Source organism: Streptomyces sp. Go-475, assembly GCF_003330845.1.
Lineage (GTDB): Bacteria > Actinomycetota > Actinomycetes > Streptomycetales > Streptomycetaceae > Streptomyces.
On record NZ_CP026121.1, the window covers coordinates 4914738 to 4931473 of the forward strand.

Consider the following 16736-nt stretch of genomic DNA (forward strand, 5'->3'; position numbering starts at 1 on the left):
ATGTTGATACCCCGTCCATCGGATCTCCGATGGTCGAGGTTCCTTTGAAAAAACACAGCGAGGACGCTGTGAACGGTCGGGCCTATTCCGCCTGACTGTTCCGCTCTCGTGGTGTCGACCGGATTACCGGTACACATTCACGGAGAGTTTGATCCTGGCTCAGGACGAACGCTGGCGGCGTGCTTAACACATGCAAGTCGAACGATGAACCACTTCGGTGGGGATTAGTGGCGAACGGGTGAGTAACACGTGGGCAATCTGCCCTGCACTCTGGGACAAGCCCTGGAAACGGGGTCTAATACCGGATACTGACCACTACAGGCATCTGTGGTGGTGGAAAGCTCCGGCGGTGCAGGATGAGCCCGCGGCCTATCAGCTTGTTGGTGAGGTAACGGCTCACCAAGGCGACGACGGGTAGCCGGCCTGAGAGGGCGACCGGCCACACTGGGACTGAGACACGGCCCAGACTCCTACGGGAGGCAGCAGTGGGGAATATTGCACAATGGGCGCAAGCCTGATGCAGCGACGCCGCGTGAGGGATGACGGCCTTCGGGTTGTAAACCTCTTTCAGCAGGGAAGAAGCGAAAGTGACGGTACCTGCAGAAGAAGCGCCGGCTAACTACGTGCCAGCAGCCGCGGTAATACGTAGGGCGCGAGCGTTGTCCGGAATTATTGGGCGTAAAGAGCTCGTAGGCGGCTTGTCGCGTCGGTTGTGAAAGCCCGGGGCTTAACCCCGGGTCTGCAGTCGATACGGGCAGGCTAGAGTTCGGTAGGGGAGATCGGAATTCCTGGTGTAGCGGTGAAATGCGCAGATATCAGGAGGAACACCGGTGGCGAAGGCGGATCTCTGGGCCGATACTGACGCTGAGGAGCGAAAGCGTGGGGAGCGAACAGGATTAGATACCCTGGTAGTCCACGCCGTAAACGGTGGGCACTAGGTGTGGGCAACATTCCACGTTGTCCGTGCCGCAGCTAACGCATTAAGTGCCCCGCCTGGGGAGTACGGCCGCAAGGCTAAAACTCAAAGGAATTGACGGGGGCCCGCACAAGCGGCGGAGCATGTGGCTTAATTCGACGCAACGCGAAGAACCTTACCAAGGCTTGACATACACCGGAAAACCCTGGAGACAGGGTCCCCCTTGTGGTCGGTGTACAGGTGGTGCATGGCTGTCGTCAGCTCGTGTCGTGAGATGTTGGGTTAAGTCCCGCAACGAGCGCAACCCTTGTCCCGTGTTGCCAGCAGGCCCTTGTGGTGCTGGGGACTCACGGGAGACCGCCGGGGTCAACTCGGAGGAAGGTGGGGACGACGTCAAGTCATCATGCCCCTTATGTCTTGGGCTGCACACGTGCTACAATGGCCGGTACAATGAGCTGCGATACCGCGAGGTGGAGCGAATCTCAAAAAGCCGGTCTCAGTTCGGATTGGGGTCTGCAACTCGACCCCATGAAGTCGGAGTCGCTAGTAATCGCAGATCAGCATTGCTGCGGTGAATACGTTCCCGGGCCTTGTACACACCGCCCGTCACGTCACGAAAGTCGGTAACACCCGAAGCCGGTGGCCCAACCCCTTGTGGGAGGGAGCTGTCGAAGGTGGGACTGGCGATTGGGACGAAGTCGTAACAAGGTAGCCGTACCGGAAGGTGCGGCTGGATCACCTCCTTTCTAAGGAGCACTTCTAAGCCAGGCTTGCCTGGTTCAGAGGCCAGTACATCAGCGAATGTCTGATGCTGGTTGCTCATGGGTGGAACGTTGACTACTCGGCACACTTGACCTGCTCGTCTTCCTAGTACTGCTTCGGCGTGGAACGGAAGAGGGAGAGGCGAGGGTGTCGGGCACGCTGTTGGGTGTCTGAGGGAATGAACTTTCCTCAGCGCCGGCCCCAGTGAACTCGCCTCTTGAGGGCGGGGTGATGGGTGGCTGGTCGTTGTTTGAGAACTGCACAGTGGACGCGAGCATCTGTGGCCAAGTTTTTAAGGGCGCACGGTGGATGCCTTGGCACTAGGAACCGATGAAGGACGTGGGAGGCCGCGATAGGCCCCGGGGAGCTGTCAACCGAGCTTTGATCCGGGGGTGTCCGAATGGGGAAACCCGGCAGTCGTCATGGGCTGTCACCCGCTGCTGAACACATAGGCAGTGTGGAGGGAACGCGGGGAAGTGAAACATCTCAGTACCCGCAGGAAGAGAAAACAACCGTGATTCCGGGAGTAGTGGCGAGCGAAACTGGATGAGGCCAAACCGTATGCGTGTGAGACCCGGCAGGGGTTGCGTATACGGGGTTGTGGGATCTCTCTTCTGTTGTCTGCCGGCAACAGGACGAGTCAGAAACCGTTGATGTAGGCGAAGGACATGCGAAAGGTCCGGCGTAGAGGGTAAGACCCCCGTAGTCGAAACGTCAGCGGCTCGTTTGAGAGACACCCAAGTAGCACGGGGCCCGAGAAATCCCGTGTGAATCTGGCGGGACCACCCGCTAAGCCTAAATATTCCCTGGTGACCGATAGCGGATAGTACCGTGAGGGAATGGTGAAAAGTACCCCGGGAGGGGAGTGAAATAGTACCTGAAACCGTGTGCCTACAAGCCGTGGGAGCGTCGGAACAAGGCTTGCCTTGTTCTCGTGACTGCGTGCCTTTTGAAGAATGAGCCTGCGAGTTTGCGGTGTGTTGCGAGGTTAACCCGTGTGGGGAAGCCGTAGCGAAAGCGAGTCCGAATAGGGCGTTGGAGTAGCACGCTCAAGACCCGAAGCGGAGTGATCTAGCCATGGGCAGGTTGAAGCGGAGGTAAGACTTCGTGGAGGACCGAACCCACCAGGGTTGAAAACCTGGGGGATGACCTGTGGTTAGGGGTGAAAGGCCAATCAAACTCCGTGATAGCTGGTTCTCCCCGAAATGCATTTAGGTGCAGCGTCGTGTGTTTCTTGCCGGAGGTAGAGCACTGGATAGGCGATGGGCCCTACCGGGTTACTGACCTTAGCCAAACTCCGAATGCCGGTAAGTGAGAGCGCGGCAGTGAGACTGTGGGGGATAAGCTCCATGGTCGAGAGGGAAACAGCCCAGAGCATCGACTAAGGCCCCTAAGCGTACGCTAAGTGGGAAAGGATGTGGAGTCGCAGAGACAACCAGGAGGTTGGCTTAGAAGCAGCCACCCTTGAAAGAGTGCGTAATAGCTCACTGGTCTAGTGATTCCGCGCCGACAATGTAGCGGGGCTCAAGCGTACCGCCGAAGTCGTGTCATTCATACAACAGCCCCAACGGGTGTATGGATGGGTAGGGGAGCGTCGTCTGCCGGGTGAAGCAGCCGTGTAAGCGAGTTGTGGACGGTTGACGAGTGAGAATGCAGGCATGAGTAGCGATTCACACGTGAGAAACGTGTGCGCCGATTGACTAAGGGTTCCTGGGTCAAGCTGATCTGCCCAGGGTAAGTCGGGACCTAAGGCGAGGCCGACAGGCGTAGTCGATGGATAACCGGTTGATATTCCGGTACCCGCTGTGAAGCGTCAAACATCGAGCATCGTGATGCTAAGGCCGTGAAGCCGCCGGTGATCCCTTCGGGGTGATCCGGAGTGGTGGAGCCGCCGAACCAAGCGGTTAGTAGGTGAGTGATGGGGTGACGCAGGAAGGTAGTCCAGCCCGGGCGGTGGTTGTCCCGGGGTAAGGGTGTAGGACGTCAGGTAGGCAAATCCGCCTGGCAATAGTCTGAGACCTGATGCCGAGCCGATTGTGGTGAAGTGGATGATCCTATGCTGTCGAGAAAAGCCTCTAGCGAGTTTCATGGCGGCCCGTACCCTAAACCGACTCAGGTGGTCAGGTAGAGAATACCGAGGCGTTCGGGTGAACTATGGTTAAGGAACTCGGCAAAATGCCCCCGTAACTTCGGGAGAAGGGGGGCCACATCCGGTGACGGGCTTTGCGCCCTGAGCTGGGGGTGGCCGCAGAGACCAGCGAGAAGCGACTGTTTACTAAAAACACAGGTCCGTGCGAAGCCGTAAGGCGATGTATACGGACTGACGCCTGCCCGGTGCTGGAACGTTAAGGGGACCGGTTAGCTCCATTTCGGTGGGGCGAAGCTGAGAACTTAAGCGCCAGTAAACGGCGGTGGTAACTATAACCATCCTAAGGTAGCGAAATTCCTTGTCGGGTAAGTTCCGACCTGCACGAATGGCGTAACGACTTCTCGACTGTCTCAACCATAGGCCCGGTGAAATTGCACTACGAGTAAAGATGCTCGTTTCGCGCAGCAGGACGGAAAGACCCCGGGACCTTTACTACAGTTTGATATTGGTGTTCGGTTCGGCTTGTGTAGGATAGCTGGGAGACTGTGAAGCGCTAACGCCAGTTAGTGTGGAGTCGTCGTTGAAATACCAGTCTGGTCGTGCTGGATGTCTAACCTGGGTCCGTGATCCGGATCAGGGACAGTGTCTGATGGGTAGTTTAACTGGGGCGGTTGCCTCCTAAAGGGTAACGGAGGCGCCCAAAGGTTCCCTCAGCCTGGTTGGCAATCAGGTGTTGAGTGTAAGTGCACAAGGGAGCTTGACTGTGAGACCGACGGGTCGAGCAGGGACGAAAGTCGGGACTAGTGATCCGGCGGTGGCTTGTGGAAGCGCCGTCGCTCAACGGATAAAAGGTACCCCGGGGATAACAGGCTGATCTTCCCCAAGAGTCCATATCGACGGGATGGTTTGGCACCTCGATGTCGGCTCGTCGCATCCTGGGGCTGGAGTCGGTCCCAAGGGTTGGGCTGTTCGCCCATTAAAGCGGTACGCGAGCTGGGTTTAGAACGTCGTGAGACAGTTCGGTCCCTATCCGCTGTGCGCGTAGGAGTCTTGAGAAGGGCTGTCCCTAGTACGAGAGGACCGGGACGGACGAACCTCTGGTGTGCCAGTTGTTCTGCCAAGGGCATGGCTGGTTGGCTACGTTCGGGAGGGATAACCGCTGAAAGCATCTAAGCGGGAAGCCTGCTTCGAGATGAGGACTCCCACCTCCTGGAGAGGGTAAGGCTCCCAGTAGACGACTGGGTTGATAGGCCGGATATGGAAGCACGGTAACGTGTGGAGTTGACCGGTACTAATAGGCCGAGGGCTTGTCCTCAGTTGCTCGCGTCCACTGTGTTGGTTCTGAAACCACGAACGGCCCCACATGCCACGTGTGGTGCGGCTGGACAGTTTCATAGTGTTTCGGTGGTTATAGCGTAGGGGAAACGCCCGGTTACATTCCGAACCCGGAAGCTAAGCCTTACAGCGCCGATGGTACTGCAGGGGGGACCCTGTGGGAGAGTAGGACGCCGCCGAACAATTTTTGGGAAAACCCCCGCATCATTCGATGCGGGGGTTTTCTGCGTTTAGGGTCGAGCCATGCGCTATGACCTCGTGATCTTCGACAATGACGGTGTCCTCGTCGACAGTGAGCCCATCTCCAACCGGCTCCTGGCCGCCTATCTGACCGAGCTCGGCCACCCCACGTCCTACGAGGACTCCCTGCGCGACTACATGGGCTCCGCCATGCACCGCATACACGACCTCGTGGCCGAGCGGACCGGGCAGCGGCTGCCGGCGGACTTCGACGATGTGTTCCACGCCCGGGTCTTCGCGGCCTTCGAGCGGGACTTGAAGGCCGTGCCCGGCGTCGACGAGGTCCTGCAGAAGCTCGCCGCCGACTCCGTGCCGTACTGCGTGGCGTCGTCCGGGAGTCATGAGCGGATCCGGGTGGGGCATCGGACGACCGGGCTCGACCGGTGGTTCGACGAGGGGCGGATCTTCAGCTCGGAGGACGTGGGCAGGGGGAAGCCGGCCCCGGATCTGTTCCTGTACGCCGCCGAGCGGATGGGGATCGCGCCGGAGCGGTGTGTCGTCATCGAGGACAGTCTGCTGGGGGTACAGGCGGCCGTCGCCGCGGGGATGGACGTGTACGGGTTCACCGCCATGACGCCGGCGGACAGGCTGACCGGGGCCGGGCGGCTCTTCTCCGACATGAGGGAGCTGACCGAGCTGCTCATGTGAGGCCGTAGAAGCTGAGTCGAATTCATCTTTGGCTGGATCTACCCATGAGTAAGCCTGGGGCCTACGCTCGCCGCCATGACTGATGTGCTGCGGCGCGGCAGGGCCTCGTTGGCGTTCAGCTTCTTGGTGCAGGGGGTCGCCTTCGCTCTGCTCGTGACGCGGATTCCGGCCATCCAGGACCGGTACGGGGTGTCCGACGCGCTGCTGCCGGCGTTTCTGGCGGCCGTGCCGATCCTGGCCGGGATCGGGAGCGTGACCACCGAGCGGCTGGTGAAGCGGGTGCGGCCGAGCCTGCTGCTGCGCTGGTCCCAGCCCGTGGTGCTGCTGGCGCTGCTCGGGGTCGGGGCCGGGGAGCGGATGGTGGAACTGGGCGTGGCCCTCGCCGCGTTCGGGCTCGCCGTCGGGGTGCTGGACGCGTCGATGAACATGCTCGGGGTGAGCCTGCAGCGGTCGTACGGGCGCAGCATCATGCTCAGCTTCCACGCGGCCTACAGTCTGGGCGGGATCGCGGGGGCCTCGCTGGCCTGGGTGGGGGCGCACTGGGATCTGGCGTTGTGGGTGTCGTATCTGCCGGTCGTGGCGGTGCTGCTGCCGGCGGTGCTGGTGGGGAGCCGGTGGTACGTCGACGACCGGGACGCGGGGCCCGTGGCGGAGGAGCGGGCGGACGGCGAGGGCCAGGTCGTGGTCTTCAAGTGGCTGCTGCCGTTGTGTCTGGTGATGACCGTCGCCTACATCGGGGACTCGACCGTCTCCAACTGGAGCGCGAAGTACCTCCAGGACGTGCTCGGGAGTTCGGAGCAGCTGGCGACGGTGCCGTACAACGTGTACATGGTCACCACGCTGCTGGGGCGGGCGCTCGGGGACTTCGGGGTGCGGCGGTTCGGGGCCGTCGCGGTGGTGCGGGCGGGTGCGCTCGTGGCGGCGGGCGGGTTCGCGGTGGTGGCGGGGGCGCCGGGGGCGTGGGTCGGCATGCTGGGGTTCACGCTGCTGGGCCTGGGGCTGTGTGTGCTGGTGCCGCAGACGTTCGCGGCGGCCGGCAGGTTGTTCCCGGGGGCTTCGGACGCCGCCGTCGCACGGCTGAACGTCTTCAACTATGTGGGGTTTTTGATCGGTTCGCCGCTGGTGGGTGCGCTCGGGGACGTGTGGAGCTACCGCGGGGCGATGCTCGTGCCGATGGTGTTGGTGCTGGTGACGCTCGTGTACGCCCGGTCGTTCGCCGCTCAACCGGACCGATACGGTGGCGGGCATGAGCGGCCGCGCACAGCTGATGTGGGACGAGGCAGTAACGGGCTATGACTTCGGGCCGGGGCATCCGATGGACCCGGTCCGGCTCGCCCTGACCCGGAGGTTGATCGACGCCTTCGGGCTGGACCGGGAGGTGGACGTCGTCGCCGCCAAGGCGGCCGGGGAGTCGACGCTGCGGCTCGTCCACCGGGAGGACTACATCGCGGCGGTGAAGGCGGCGTCCGCGGATCCCGGGGCGGCGGACCAGTCGTACGGGCTGGGGACGATGGACGATCCGGCGTTCGCGGGGATGCACGAGGTGTCGTCGCTGATCGCCGGGCAGTCGGTGGGGGCGGCGGAGGCCGTGTGGCGGGGTGAGGCGCTGCACGCGGTGAACTTCGCGGGCGGCCTGCACCACGCGATGCCGGGCGGCGCGTCCGGGTTCTGCATCTACAACGACGCCTCCCTCGCCATCGCCCGGCTGCTGGAGCTGGGGGCGGAGCGGGTCGCGTACATCGACGTCGACGTGCATCACGGGGACGGGGTGCAGGCGGCGTTCTGGGAGGACCCGCGGGTGCTGACGATCTCGCTGCACGAGCATCCCCGGACGCTGTTCCCGCAGACCGGGTGGCCGGAGGAGACCGGGGCGGACTCGGCGGAGGGCTCGGCGGTGAACGTGGCGCTGCCGGCCGGGACCGGCGACGCCGGGTGGCTGCGGGCGTTCCACGCGGTCGTGCCGGAGCTGATCGCGGACTTCCGGCCGCAGGTGCTGGTGACGCAGCACGGGGCCGACACGCACTTCGAGGATCCGCTGGCGCATCTGGCGGTGTCGCTGGACGCGCAGCGGGCGGTGCAGGTGGCGTGTCACGACTTGGCGCACGAGTACGCCGACGGGCGGTGGGTGGCCCTGGGCGGGGGCGGCTACGCGGTGGTGGACGTCGTGCCGCGGTCCTGGACGCATCTGGTCGCGATCGCGGCCGGGCGGGCCGTGGAGCCCGAGGCGATGATCCCCGAGGGGTGGCGGCAGGAAGTGTTCGCGAAGACGCGGCAGTTGGCCCCGGCGCGGATGACGGACGGCCGCTGGCCGGTCGCCTGGTCCGGCTGGGAGGAGGGCTACGACCCCGCCGACCGGCTCGACCAGGCGGTGCTGGCGGCCCGGCGGGCGGTGTTCCCGCTGCGGGGGCTGCTGGCGTGAGGGACCGGGCGTGAGGGGGCGGGCGTGAGGGGGCCGGGTTGAGCGGCCCAGGTCCGGTGTGAGAGGCCCGGGCTCGGTCGGAGAAGCCCGGCCTGAGACGCCCGCTCTGAGAACCCGGCCTGAGACGCCCGCTCTGAGAACCCGGCCTGAGACGCCCGCTCTGAGAACCCGGCCTGAGACGCCCGCTCTGAGAACCCGGCCTGAGAAAGCAGAGCCGGAGAAGCCCCGTCTGAGAAGCCCGGCCTGAGGCCGCCCGTACGCCGACCGTGCGGTGTTCGCCCGTTCCCGGGACACGCGCGTCGCGGCTCGCGCACGATCACAACGTGCTGACCCCCGAAGCCCTTCGTGCGCACCTGGTCGGCGCACGGCTCGCCGGGACCGTGGCGACCTCGCGCGAGGAGAGCCTGCGCAGGTACCGGCTCTTCGCCGCCCGGGACCCTCGGGTGCTGCTCGGTATCGATCCCGAAGGTGCCTGGAGCCAGCGGGACTTGATCGAGCTGATGGCGGACCGGTGCGGAGTTCCAGCCGATTTCCGGCGGACTTCCGGCCAAGAGGTGATCGCTCCGGAGCGGACCCTGGCCGCGCTGGACGCCTTCGCGGACCGTCTCGCCGAGGCCGCCCGGCGGGGTGCGCCCGTGCTCCTCGGCACCGGGCACCCGCACCGGCTGATCGGTTTCTACGCCGCTCTGGCAGACGCGCTGTCGGCGGCGGGATGTGCCGTCCTCACCCCCGCGCAGGGTCGCTGTGTCGACATAACGACCCGGTTCGGCCTACGTACGTACAACCTCGACTACGTACGAGGAGTCGCGCTGGTGCGGACCCCCGGCGCAGAACGCCCCGGTTGTGAGCCCGGCGCACATACGCACTCACCTCTCCCGGTTCGTACCGTACTGGCCGCTGTCGCGGAGGCCGGCGGCCCCCTTCCGGAGCTGGTGATCGGGGACCACGGGTGGGTCTGCGGAGCAGGTCAGCTGGGGTTCGAGGCCATCGGGCCGGCTGATGCGGACGATCCGGCTCCGTTCGTCGGCGAGGCCGAGGGGTCCGTGTCCGTCGTCGTTCCACTTGATGACGGTGTGCGGTCTGATTACTACCTGCCGCTTACCCGCTACGTACTCAATCGGGCGTGTCTGTCACAGTAGGCCGCCGATGGGTGCACCTCTTCCCCACTCGCATCACCCGCCCCTACATTGGGGAGTGAGCACGCAGCGACGAAGAGTCACCGGAAGGGGAAGCCGGTGGCCGTCGAGTGCGGAAGGTTCAGGTGTGTCATGGCTGCAGCTGGCGAGAGGCCTCTGAACGAGGTTCAGTTCCTTACCGTGGCGGAAGTCGCCTCGGTGATGCGAGTGTCGAAGATGACCGTGTACCGGTTGGTGCACAGCGGTCATCTGCCCGCGATCCGTGTGGGGCGGTCCTTCCGCGTCCCGGAGCAAGCGGTTCACGAGTACCTCCGCGAGAGTTACGTGGGGGTGGAAACCGCCTGACGGCTGGGGCGGGGTGGTCCCTCACAGGGCACTCGGGACCACCCTGGCCCCCTCGATTACGACCTCAGCGCTCGGGCGGGTAGGCTAGCCCCTCGTAGGTCGTGTGGGCCCATGGCGCCCAAACAACCGAGTGATGAGAAGTGAGCGAGGGTAGTCGTGGGCTCTGTTATCAAGAAGCGGCGCAAGCGGATGGCGAAGAAGAAGCACCGCAAGCTGCTCAAGCGCACGCGCGTCCAGCGTCGCAACAAGAAGTAAGTTCGCGACGCGGACGCCGCGAGAGCGTTGCGTGTGGCCCCCCACCACAGGTGGGGGGCCACACGTGTATCGGCTCGTACGTCCGGCTGCTTCCGTCACCTGCCGCATCGGGCGGTCATCACAGCGCAACAGCGAACCGCTAAGTTGGCCCCACGGGGGAACGCGGCGGGACAAGAGGTTCTGGAAGAAAGGCGCTGATCTTGGGCAAGGTCGTGCTCGTGACCGGAGTGGCCCGCCAGCTGGGGGGCCGGTTCGTGCGGCGGATCCAGCGGGATCCCGAGGTGGACCGGGTCATCGCCGTGGACGCGGTGCCCCCCGAGCACCATCTGGGCGGGGCCGACTTCGTCCAGGCCGACATCCGGCAGCCCACCATCGCGCGGGTGCTCGCCGAGACGGGCGCCGACACGATCGTCCACCTCGACGTGACGGGCACACCGCTGGGCAGCGGCAACCGGGCCTCCCTGAAGGAGACCAACGTCATCGGCACCATGCAGCTGCTCGGTGCCTGCCAGAAGTCCCCGGCCGTGCAGCGGCTGGTCGTGAAGTCCAGCACGAACGTCTACGGCTCCGCGCCCCGCGACCCGGCCGTCTTCACCGAGACGACCCCGCCCAAGTCCCTGCCCAGCGGCGGCTTCGCCAAGGACACCGTCGAGGTCGAGGGCTATGTGCGCGGCTTCGCCCGACGCCGGCCCGACGTGGCGGTGTGCGTGCTGCGGTTCGCCAACATCCTCGGCCCGACCGCGGACACCCCGCTCGCCTCGTACTTCTCGCTGCCGGTCCTGCCGACCGTGTTCGGCTACGACCCGCGGCTGCAGTTCGTGCACGAGGACGACGTGATCGAGGTGCTGCGCATCGCCTCGCACGAGCCGCGGCGGGGCACGCTCAACAGCGGCACCTTCAACATCGCCGGCGACGGCGTGCTGCTGCTCTCCCAGTGCTCCCGGCGCCTCGGGCGCCCCACCGTCCCCCTGCTGCTCCCGGCCGTCACCTGGGCGGGCACGCTGGTGCGTACGCTGGGGATGTCGGACTTCTCGCCCGAGCAGATCCGGCTGCTCACCCACGGCCGGGTCGTGGCCACGGGCCAGATGCGCGAGACGCTGGGATTCCAGCCCAAGTACACGACCGCGGAGACGTTCGCGGACTTCGCACGCAGCCAAGGCCCCGGACTTCTTCCGCCGGAGGCCCTCGCGGGGGCCGTCGACAGGATCGCCGCGCTGCCCCTCGCGGGTGGCGGCCAGACCCCGACGCAGAGCGCCGACTGAGGAGCGCATCAACGATGGCGGATGCCAAGGTCATTCCGTTCGACGACGACCGGTCCCGGGGGAGCGCCGCGCAGCGCCCCCAGCGGCGCCGGAGCGGGGCGAGCCGGCGCCCGGGCACGGAGTCCGTGCCGGTCCGTGAGGTGCAGCCCCTGCCCACCAGGGCTGTTCCGCAGGATGATGTTCCCGTGACATCCGAGAAACAGCCGCCGGAGCGGTCCCGGGACGGCGACGGCGGTCTGGAGCAGCGGATCGCGGGCGGCCTGGCGTTCCTGCGGCGCCGCCTCACCGGTGACTACGAGGTCGACGACTTCGGTTACGACGAGGAACTGACCGACCAGGTCCTGATGTCCCTGCTGCGCCCGCTGTACGAGAAGTACTTCCGGGTCGAAGTGAAGGGCATCGAGAACATCCCGTCCGAGGGCGGCGCCCTGATCGTCGCCAACCACTCCGGGACGCTGCCGATGGACGGCCTGATGATGCAGGTCGCCGTGCACGACAACCACCCGGCGGGCCGGCATCTGCGCCTGCTCGCCGCCGACCTGGTGTTCATGCTGCCGGTGGTCAACGAACTGGCCCGCAAGCTCGGCCACACGCTGGCCTGTGCCGAGGACGCGTCCCGGCTGCTGCAGCAGGGCGAGCTGGTCGGCGTGATGCCGGAGGGCTTCAAGGGCCTCGGCAAGCCCTTCGCCGACCGCTACAAGCTGCAGCGCTTCGGCCGCGGCGGTTTCGTCTCGACCGCCCTGCGCGCCGGGACGCCGATCGTGCCCTGCTCGATCGTCGGGGCCGAGGAGATCTACCCGATGATCGGCAACGCCAAGACGGTGGCCCGGCTGCTGGGCTTCCCGTACTTCCCGATCACGCCCACGTTCCCGTGGCTCGGGCCGCTCGGGGCGGTGCCGCTGCCGACCAAGTGGACGATCCAGTTCGGCGAGCCGATCCCCACGGACGGCTATCCGCCGGAGGCGGCCGAGGACCCGATGCTGATGTTCAACCTGACCGACCAGGTCCGGGAGCAGATCCAGCACACGCTGTACAAGCTGCTGGTGCAGCGGCGGTCGGTCTTCTTCTGATACCGGTACGACGATGGGGGCGCCCCTTGCCGAGAGGGGCGCCCCCACTGTCGTACCACCGCCGGCTAGTCGGCGTCCTCGCCCTCGATGCCCAGGCCGGGCAGCAGGTCGGGCAGGAGCGGCGGGAGCGTCACATCCGGCTCGGGGGCGGGTGTGGTGCGCTCCGCCGACGGGGAGGTGCTGGCCTCGCTGTCCTGCGGCGGGTCGAGCAGGCCGCCGGTGTTGCCGCCGAGCAGGCCGTCGCTGTCGCTGCCGGAGCCGGCCGAGCGGCTGGGGCTGCCGCTGCCGCCGCCGCCCTTGTCGGTGCGCTTGCCGCCGCTGTCACTGGGCTGGGCCGAGCGGTCGGTGGCGGAGGAGCCGCTGGAGGCCGACTCGGAGCTGCCCTGGCGCCTGCCGTCGCCGCCGCCGGTGGCCGGGGGCTCGGGGAGGAGGGACCGCAGCGGGGCGACGTCCTCCTCTATGGCGTCGAACACCGACGACACCTGGTCGCTGACGTCCCCGAGCTGGACGGGGAGTCGCTCGCGCAGTTCGCCCCAGGCCTCGCGGTGGGAGCGGGAGAACGCGGACAGGGCCTGGATGGGGCCGAGTGAGTCCGGGTCGCGCGCGTACGCCTCGCTGAGCAGCCGGTGGCCCTCCGAGGCGTCGTGCCGCATACCGGACAGGGCGCGGCGGATCTCGCCCAGGGACTCGTGGTCCAGGGGGCCGCTGCGGCCGCGCTCCATCAGGCGGCGGGCTTCGCTGAGCCGGGTGGAGGCGTGGTCCAGGTAGACCCGGCCGCGTTCGTCCACACTGTCCGCGAGCCCGAGTTTGACGTCCTCGATGCCGCGCTTGAGGCCGTAGAGCGAGTCGCCGGGCAGGGCGTCGGAGCTGGCGGCGGCGACGCCGCCGAAGGCGCTCGCGGCCACCCCCACGCTGAGTCCGCCCGCGGTGAGGCCCTTGGCGAGGCGCGAACGCGGCCGGAACTTCTTCAGCGAGCCCGCGCGGTGGGCGCCACGGGCCCGGCTGGAGCGCTGCTCGGGGACCGCACGGTCCGTCGCCCCGCCTCCCGCGGTGCCCTCCTGGAGCATGGCCTCGAACGCGGCCACCAGCTGGGCCCGCTGGACGACCTTGACCTCCGGGTCGAGCTCCGGCTTGGGCAGCGCGCCGAGACCGGAGGCGAGCGCCAGCAGGCGCGCCCCCTCGGTCGGTTCCGCGGCTTCCGGGGCCGGTGGCGATCCTTCGGACTGCTCGGCCGCCGTGCCCTGCTCGGACTGCTCCTCCAAGGCCTGGGCGAAGGCGTTCGCCCGCCGGTGCGCCGATACGTTCGCGATCACTGGCGGCACCTCCTCTCGTCATGACGGTCGACTCCCCAGGGGGTCCTGAGGGTTGCACACCCTGACCACGACCACACGATCGGGTGATCGGAGTCGGCCAGGGGGTGACCACAGGGAGCCTGCATCCCGCACAACGAGCGGCTTGGCACTTGGGTTACGGACGGAGAACGATCGGTTGGAGAAGTCAACGGACTTTCACGGAACGTGAGTTGACCGTCGCCGAGGGTGCCGTCCGGTCAGCGGGCGTCTTCCGGGAGGAGCCGGGCGAGGGTGCGGACGGCCCGGTACTGGAGGGTCTTGATGGCGCCCTCGTTCTTGCCCATGACCCGGGCGGTCTCGGCGACGGAGAGGCCCTGGAGGAAGCGGAGCGTCACGCACTCCTGCTGCTGGGGGTTGAGTCGCCGCACCGCGTCGAGCAGGGCGGCGTTGGAGAGGGACTCCAGGACGGAGTCCTCGGGGGAGCGCTCGACCTCGTTGGCGTCGAGCATCTCGCCGGTGGTGACCTCCAGCCGGAAGCGGCTGGACTTGAAGTGGTCCGCGACGAGGTTGCGGGCGATGGTGACGAGCCAGGCGCCGAAGTCGCGGCCCTGCCAGGTGAAGGTGCCGATGCGGCGCAGGGCACGCAGGAAGGTCTCGCTGGTGAGGTCCTCGGCGGTGGCCTTTCCTCCGACCCGGTAGTAGATGTACCGGTAGACGGTGTCGCTGTACTGGTCGTAGAGGCGGCCGAAGGCGTCGGCCTCGCCGGCCTGGGCGCGCTCGACGAGGTCCATCATCCGGGCGCTGTCGCTGTCCGCCGCCGGGCGGCGGGCGGTGGCCGCCCCGGACGGGCGGCCTCGTCTGCCGACCGCGGCGCTGCCGTCGGCCAGTGCGTAGCACGGGCCGACGGGCGCGGCGGTGGCGAATGCGGGGACGGCGTACGCGGTGGGGACGAAGCCGCGCAACAGGTCGAGGACCGTTGCGCGCAGCGTAGCCAGGCCCGAGGCGTCAACCCCGACGTGTGGGTACACGGGACTCCCAGAGGCAGAGCTTCCATCACGTGCAGTGCGGGACCTTTCACCCGTCGTAGCGACGGAGGGGTACCGGTTTGCGTCTGAGGAGAATAACGCTTCGTGCAGGCGCTGCTACACCGAGTTGCTCAAATCATCGATTGCGTCGCTTCCGTAACCGATTGACGCCGGATCAAGTACCGGAGGGTGAGCGGTTGTTGATCGGAAAGGTTCGTATTGCGGCTGAGTCCAGGGCGTGTTGTGGCCGTGTCCAGCCAAGAGGACTGGACACGAGGTTGTGGGGGTACGCCAGTTGGATTTACGGGGTTTGTCATCCCGTAAACGAAGGTGTTCCGGTTTGATCGACCGGTCGGCGGTGGATGGTCAGCGGCGGCGGCGGTGCAGGGCGATGGCGGCCGCCGTGCCGCCGGCGACCGCGCCGACGCCCGCGGCGGCGGGGATGCCGACCTTGGCGGCCTTGCGGCCGGTGCGGTAGTCGCGCAGGCGCCAGTCCAGCTCGCGTGCGTGCTTGCGCAGCTTGGAGTCCGGGTTGATGGCGTAGGGGTGGCCGACCAGGGACAGCATCGGGATGTCGTTGTGCGAGTCGCTGTAGGCGGCGCAGCGGCCGAGGTCCAGGCCCTCGGCGGCGGCCAGGGCGCGGACGGCCTCGGCCTTCGCGGGGCCGTGCAGCGGTTCGCCGACGAGCTTGCCCGTGTAGACGCCGTCGACGGACTCGGCGACCGTGCCCAGGGCGCCGGTCAGGCCGAGGCGGCGGGCGATGACCTGGGCGATCTCCACGGGGGCGGCGGTGACGAGCCACACCTTCTGGCCCGCGTCCAGGTGGGCCTGGGCGAGGGCGCGGGTGCCGGGCCAGATGCGCTCGGCCATGTACTCGTCGTAGATCTCCTCGCCGATCGACTGGAGCTCGGCGACGCGGTGGCCCTTGACGATGGACAGGGCCGAGTCGCGGGCCTCCTGCATGTGCTCGGGGTCCTCGACGCCGGCCAGCCGGAACCACGCCTGCTGCCAGGCGAACCTCGCCAGCTCGCGGGTCTCGAAGAACTTCCGTTTGTACAGGCCCCGTCCGAAGTGGAAGAGGGCGGCGCCCTGCATGACGGTGTTGTCCAGGTCGAAGAAGGCGGCGGCCCGGTCGTCGCCGTGGACCGGGAACTGCGGTTCCTCGGTCGTGCCGGCGGCTTCCTGTGAGGACTTGCGTGCTGCCTCCGCCGAGGCCTCGCCTGCCAAAACGCTCCGCGCCGTGGCGGAGCGCCTACGGGGAGTGAGCCATCCGAGAGCGGCCATGGCGTGAGCATAGCCAGTTTGTTCGGGGGTTCCGGAGTCGTGAGGTTTGAAGCCTGTGAACTCTCGGCAAGCGTGTCGTTAAAGACGCCGCCCGGGACGGGCCCGGCGAGCGCGTCCGGCGGCCGTTCGCGGGGTTCCCCTCCTCCGCCGGCGCGCGACAATGGCCGACATGAGCCCTCTCTTCCGTCGCAAGCCCCCACGGGACCGGCTCGTCACGCTGATCCGCAAGCCCGGCTGTCATCTGTGTGATGACGCACAGGTCGTTGTGGAGAAGGTGTGCGGTGATCTGGGAGTCCCCTGGGAGCAGAAGGACATCACCGAGGATCGGGAACTGCACGACCAGTACTGGGAGCAGATCCCGGTCGTGCTGGTCGACGGCAGGCAGCACACGTTCTGGCGCGTGAACGAGGACCGCCTGCGCAAGGCGCTGACCGACTGATCCCGACCGGTGAGACGACTGACCGAGCAGTCCAAAGCGGCCCCCGAGGTCGCTTAGGATCGATGGCGACTTGGTCTCGGGGGCGGGATTCACTGAGGAGAGTGTGTTGTTTTGCCCCCAGAAGGCAAGGAACGGTGGTGCCCGTGTGCCGGTTCCCGACGCGTGCGCCGGGGGCGCGTGAGCCCGGTCACGTTGGGCGGGCAAAACGGACACCATCTT

At 66.6% G+C, this 16736-nt stretch carries 12 protein-coding genes and 3 rRNA genes; 12 read left to right on the forward strand and 3 right to left on the reverse strand.

The features are described 5' to 3' along the window. Positions 1 to 136 precede the first annotated feature (136 nt). The 11 genes from C1703_RS22715 to C1703_RS22765 all read left to right on the forward strand — a co-directional run bounded on the left by C1703_RS22715 (position 137) and on the right by C1703_RS22765 (position 12477). Positions 137 to 1662, forward strand: a 16S ribosomal RNA gene (locus tag C1703_RS22715). A 298-nt stretch (positions 1663 to 1960) separates the two neighbouring features. Next, a 23S ribosomal RNA gene (locus C1703_RS22720) occupies positions 1961 to 5082 on the forward strand. A gap of 85 nt (positions 5083 to 5167) precedes the next feature. Then, a 5S ribosomal RNA gene (gene rrf / locus C1703_RS22725) occupies positions 5168 to 5284 on the forward strand. The 16S, 23S and 5S rRNA genes sit together here, the layout of an rRNA operon. A gap of 61 nt (positions 5285 to 5345) precedes the next feature. After that, positions 5346 to 5990 carry an HAD family hydrolase gene (locus C1703_RS22730; protein WP_114254612.1) on the forward strand — a complete coding sequence of 215 codons (645 nt, stop codon included), beginning with the start codon at positions 5346 to 5348 and terminating at the stop codon, positions 5988 to 5990. A 75-nt stretch (positions 5991 to 6065) separates the two neighbouring features. Then, on the forward strand, positions 6066 to 7286 hold the full coding sequence (locus C1703_RS22735) for an MFS transporter (RefSeq protein ID WP_114254613.1): 1221 nt from the start codon (positions 6066 to 6068) through the stop codon (positions 7284 to 7286). Beyond that, complete coding sequence (locus C1703_RS22740) at positions 7237 to 8409, forward strand: acetoin utilization protein AcuC (RefSeq protein WP_114254614.1); 1173 nt, start codon at positions 7237 to 7239, stop codon at positions 8407 to 8409. Before C1703_RS22735 ends, C1703_RS22740 begins: the two co-directional genes overlap by 50 nt. A gap of 323 nt (positions 8410 to 8732) precedes the next feature. After that, a complete protein-coding gene (locus C1703_RS22745) occupies positions 8733 to 9548 on the forward strand; it encodes a phosphatase (protein WP_114254615.1) in 816 nt (271 codons plus the stop codon). A 129-nt stretch (positions 9549 to 9677) separates the two neighbouring features. Continuing rightward, positions 9678 to 9890, forward strand: coding sequence for a helix-turn-helix domain-containing protein (locus tag C1703_RS22750; protein WP_004984898.1), 213 nt, complete (start codon positions 9678 to 9680; stop codon positions 9888 to 9890). 156 nt (positions 9891 to 10046) lie between these two features. After that, positions 10047 to 10145 carry an AURKAIP1/COX24 domain-containing protein gene (locus C1703_RS22755; protein ID WP_003948845.1) on the forward strand — a complete coding sequence of 33 codons (99 nt, stop codon included), beginning with the start codon at positions 10047 to 10049 and terminating at the stop codon, positions 10143 to 10145. Positions 10146 to 10345: 200 nt separating this feature from the next. Next, positions 10346 to 11407, forward strand: coding sequence for an NAD-dependent epimerase/dehydratase family protein (locus C1703_RS22760; protein ID WP_114254616.1), 1062 nt, complete (start codon positions 10346 to 10348; stop codon positions 11405 to 11407). A gap of 14 nt (positions 11408 to 11421) precedes the next feature. Beyond that, entirely contained in the window at positions 11422 to 12477 is a 1056-nt protein-coding gene (locus tag C1703_RS22765; protein WP_114254617.1) for a lysophospholipid acyltransferase family protein, read from the forward strand. Between the two features lie 65 nt (positions 12478 to 12542). Here C1703_RS22765 and C1703_RS22770 read toward each other — a convergent pair whose 3' ends face one another. The 3 genes from C1703_RS22770 to C1703_RS22780 form a co-directional block, all read right to left on the reverse strand. Continuing rightward, positions 12543 to 13790 (reverse strand): DUF5667 domain-containing protein, encoded by a 1248-nt coding sequence (locus C1703_RS22770; RefSeq protein ID WP_114254618.1) that lies wholly within the window; start codon positions 13788 to 13790, stop codon positions 12543 to 12545. Between the two features lie 236 nt (positions 13791 to 14026). Then, positions 14027 to 14797, reverse strand: a complete 771-nt coding sequence (locus tag C1703_RS22775; protein ID WP_031117141.1) for an ECF subfamily RNA polymerase sigma factor, BldN family — start codon at positions 14795 to 14797, stop codon at positions 14027 to 14029. A 363-nt stretch (positions 14798 to 15160) separates the two neighbouring features. Then, complete coding sequence (locus C1703_RS22780) at positions 15161 to 16078, reverse strand: HAD-IB family hydrolase (protein WP_114254619.1); 918 nt, start codon at positions 16076 to 16078, stop codon at positions 15161 to 15163. Between the two features lie 160 nt (positions 16079 to 16238). Here C1703_RS22780 and C1703_RS22785 point away from each other — a divergent pair, with 160 nt between their 5' ends. Then, entirely contained in the window at positions 16239 to 16517 is a 279-nt protein-coding gene (locus tag C1703_RS22785) for a glutaredoxin family protein (RefSeq protein ID WP_114254620.1), read from the forward strand. Positions 16518 to 16736: the final 219 nt, after the last annotated feature.

Excerpts from the sequence above, each read along its gene's own strand:
- C1703_RS22730 (WP_114254612.1), top strand. The coding sequence starts at position 5,346 with ATGCGCTATGACCTCGTGATCTTCGACAATGACGGTGTCCTCGTCGAC.
- C1703_RS22735 (WP_114254613.1), top strand. The coding sequence starts at position 6,066 with ATGACTGATGTGCTGCGGCGCGGCAGGGCCTCGTTGGCGTTCAGCTTC.
- C1703_RS22740 (WP_114254614.1), top strand. The coding sequence starts at position 7,237 with ATGAGCGGCCGCGCACAGCTGATGTGGGACGAGGCAGTAACGGGCTAT.
- C1703_RS22750 (WP_004984898.1), top strand. The coding sequence starts at position 9,678 with ATGGCTGCAGCTGGCGAGAGGCCTCTGAACGAGGTTCAGTTCCTTACC.
- C1703_RS22765 (WP_114254617.1), top strand. The coding sequence starts at position 11,422 with ATGGCGGATGCCAAGGTCATTCCGTTCGACGACGACCGGTCCCGGGGG.
- C1703_RS22780 (WP_114254619.1), bottom strand. The coding sequence starts at position 16,078 with ATGGCCGCTCTCGGATGGCTCACTCCCCGTAGGCGCTCCGCCACGGCG.
- C1703_RS22785 (WP_114254620.1), top strand. The coding sequence starts at position 16,239 with ATGGCCGACATGAGCCCTCTCTTCCGTCGCAAGCCCCCACGGGACCGG.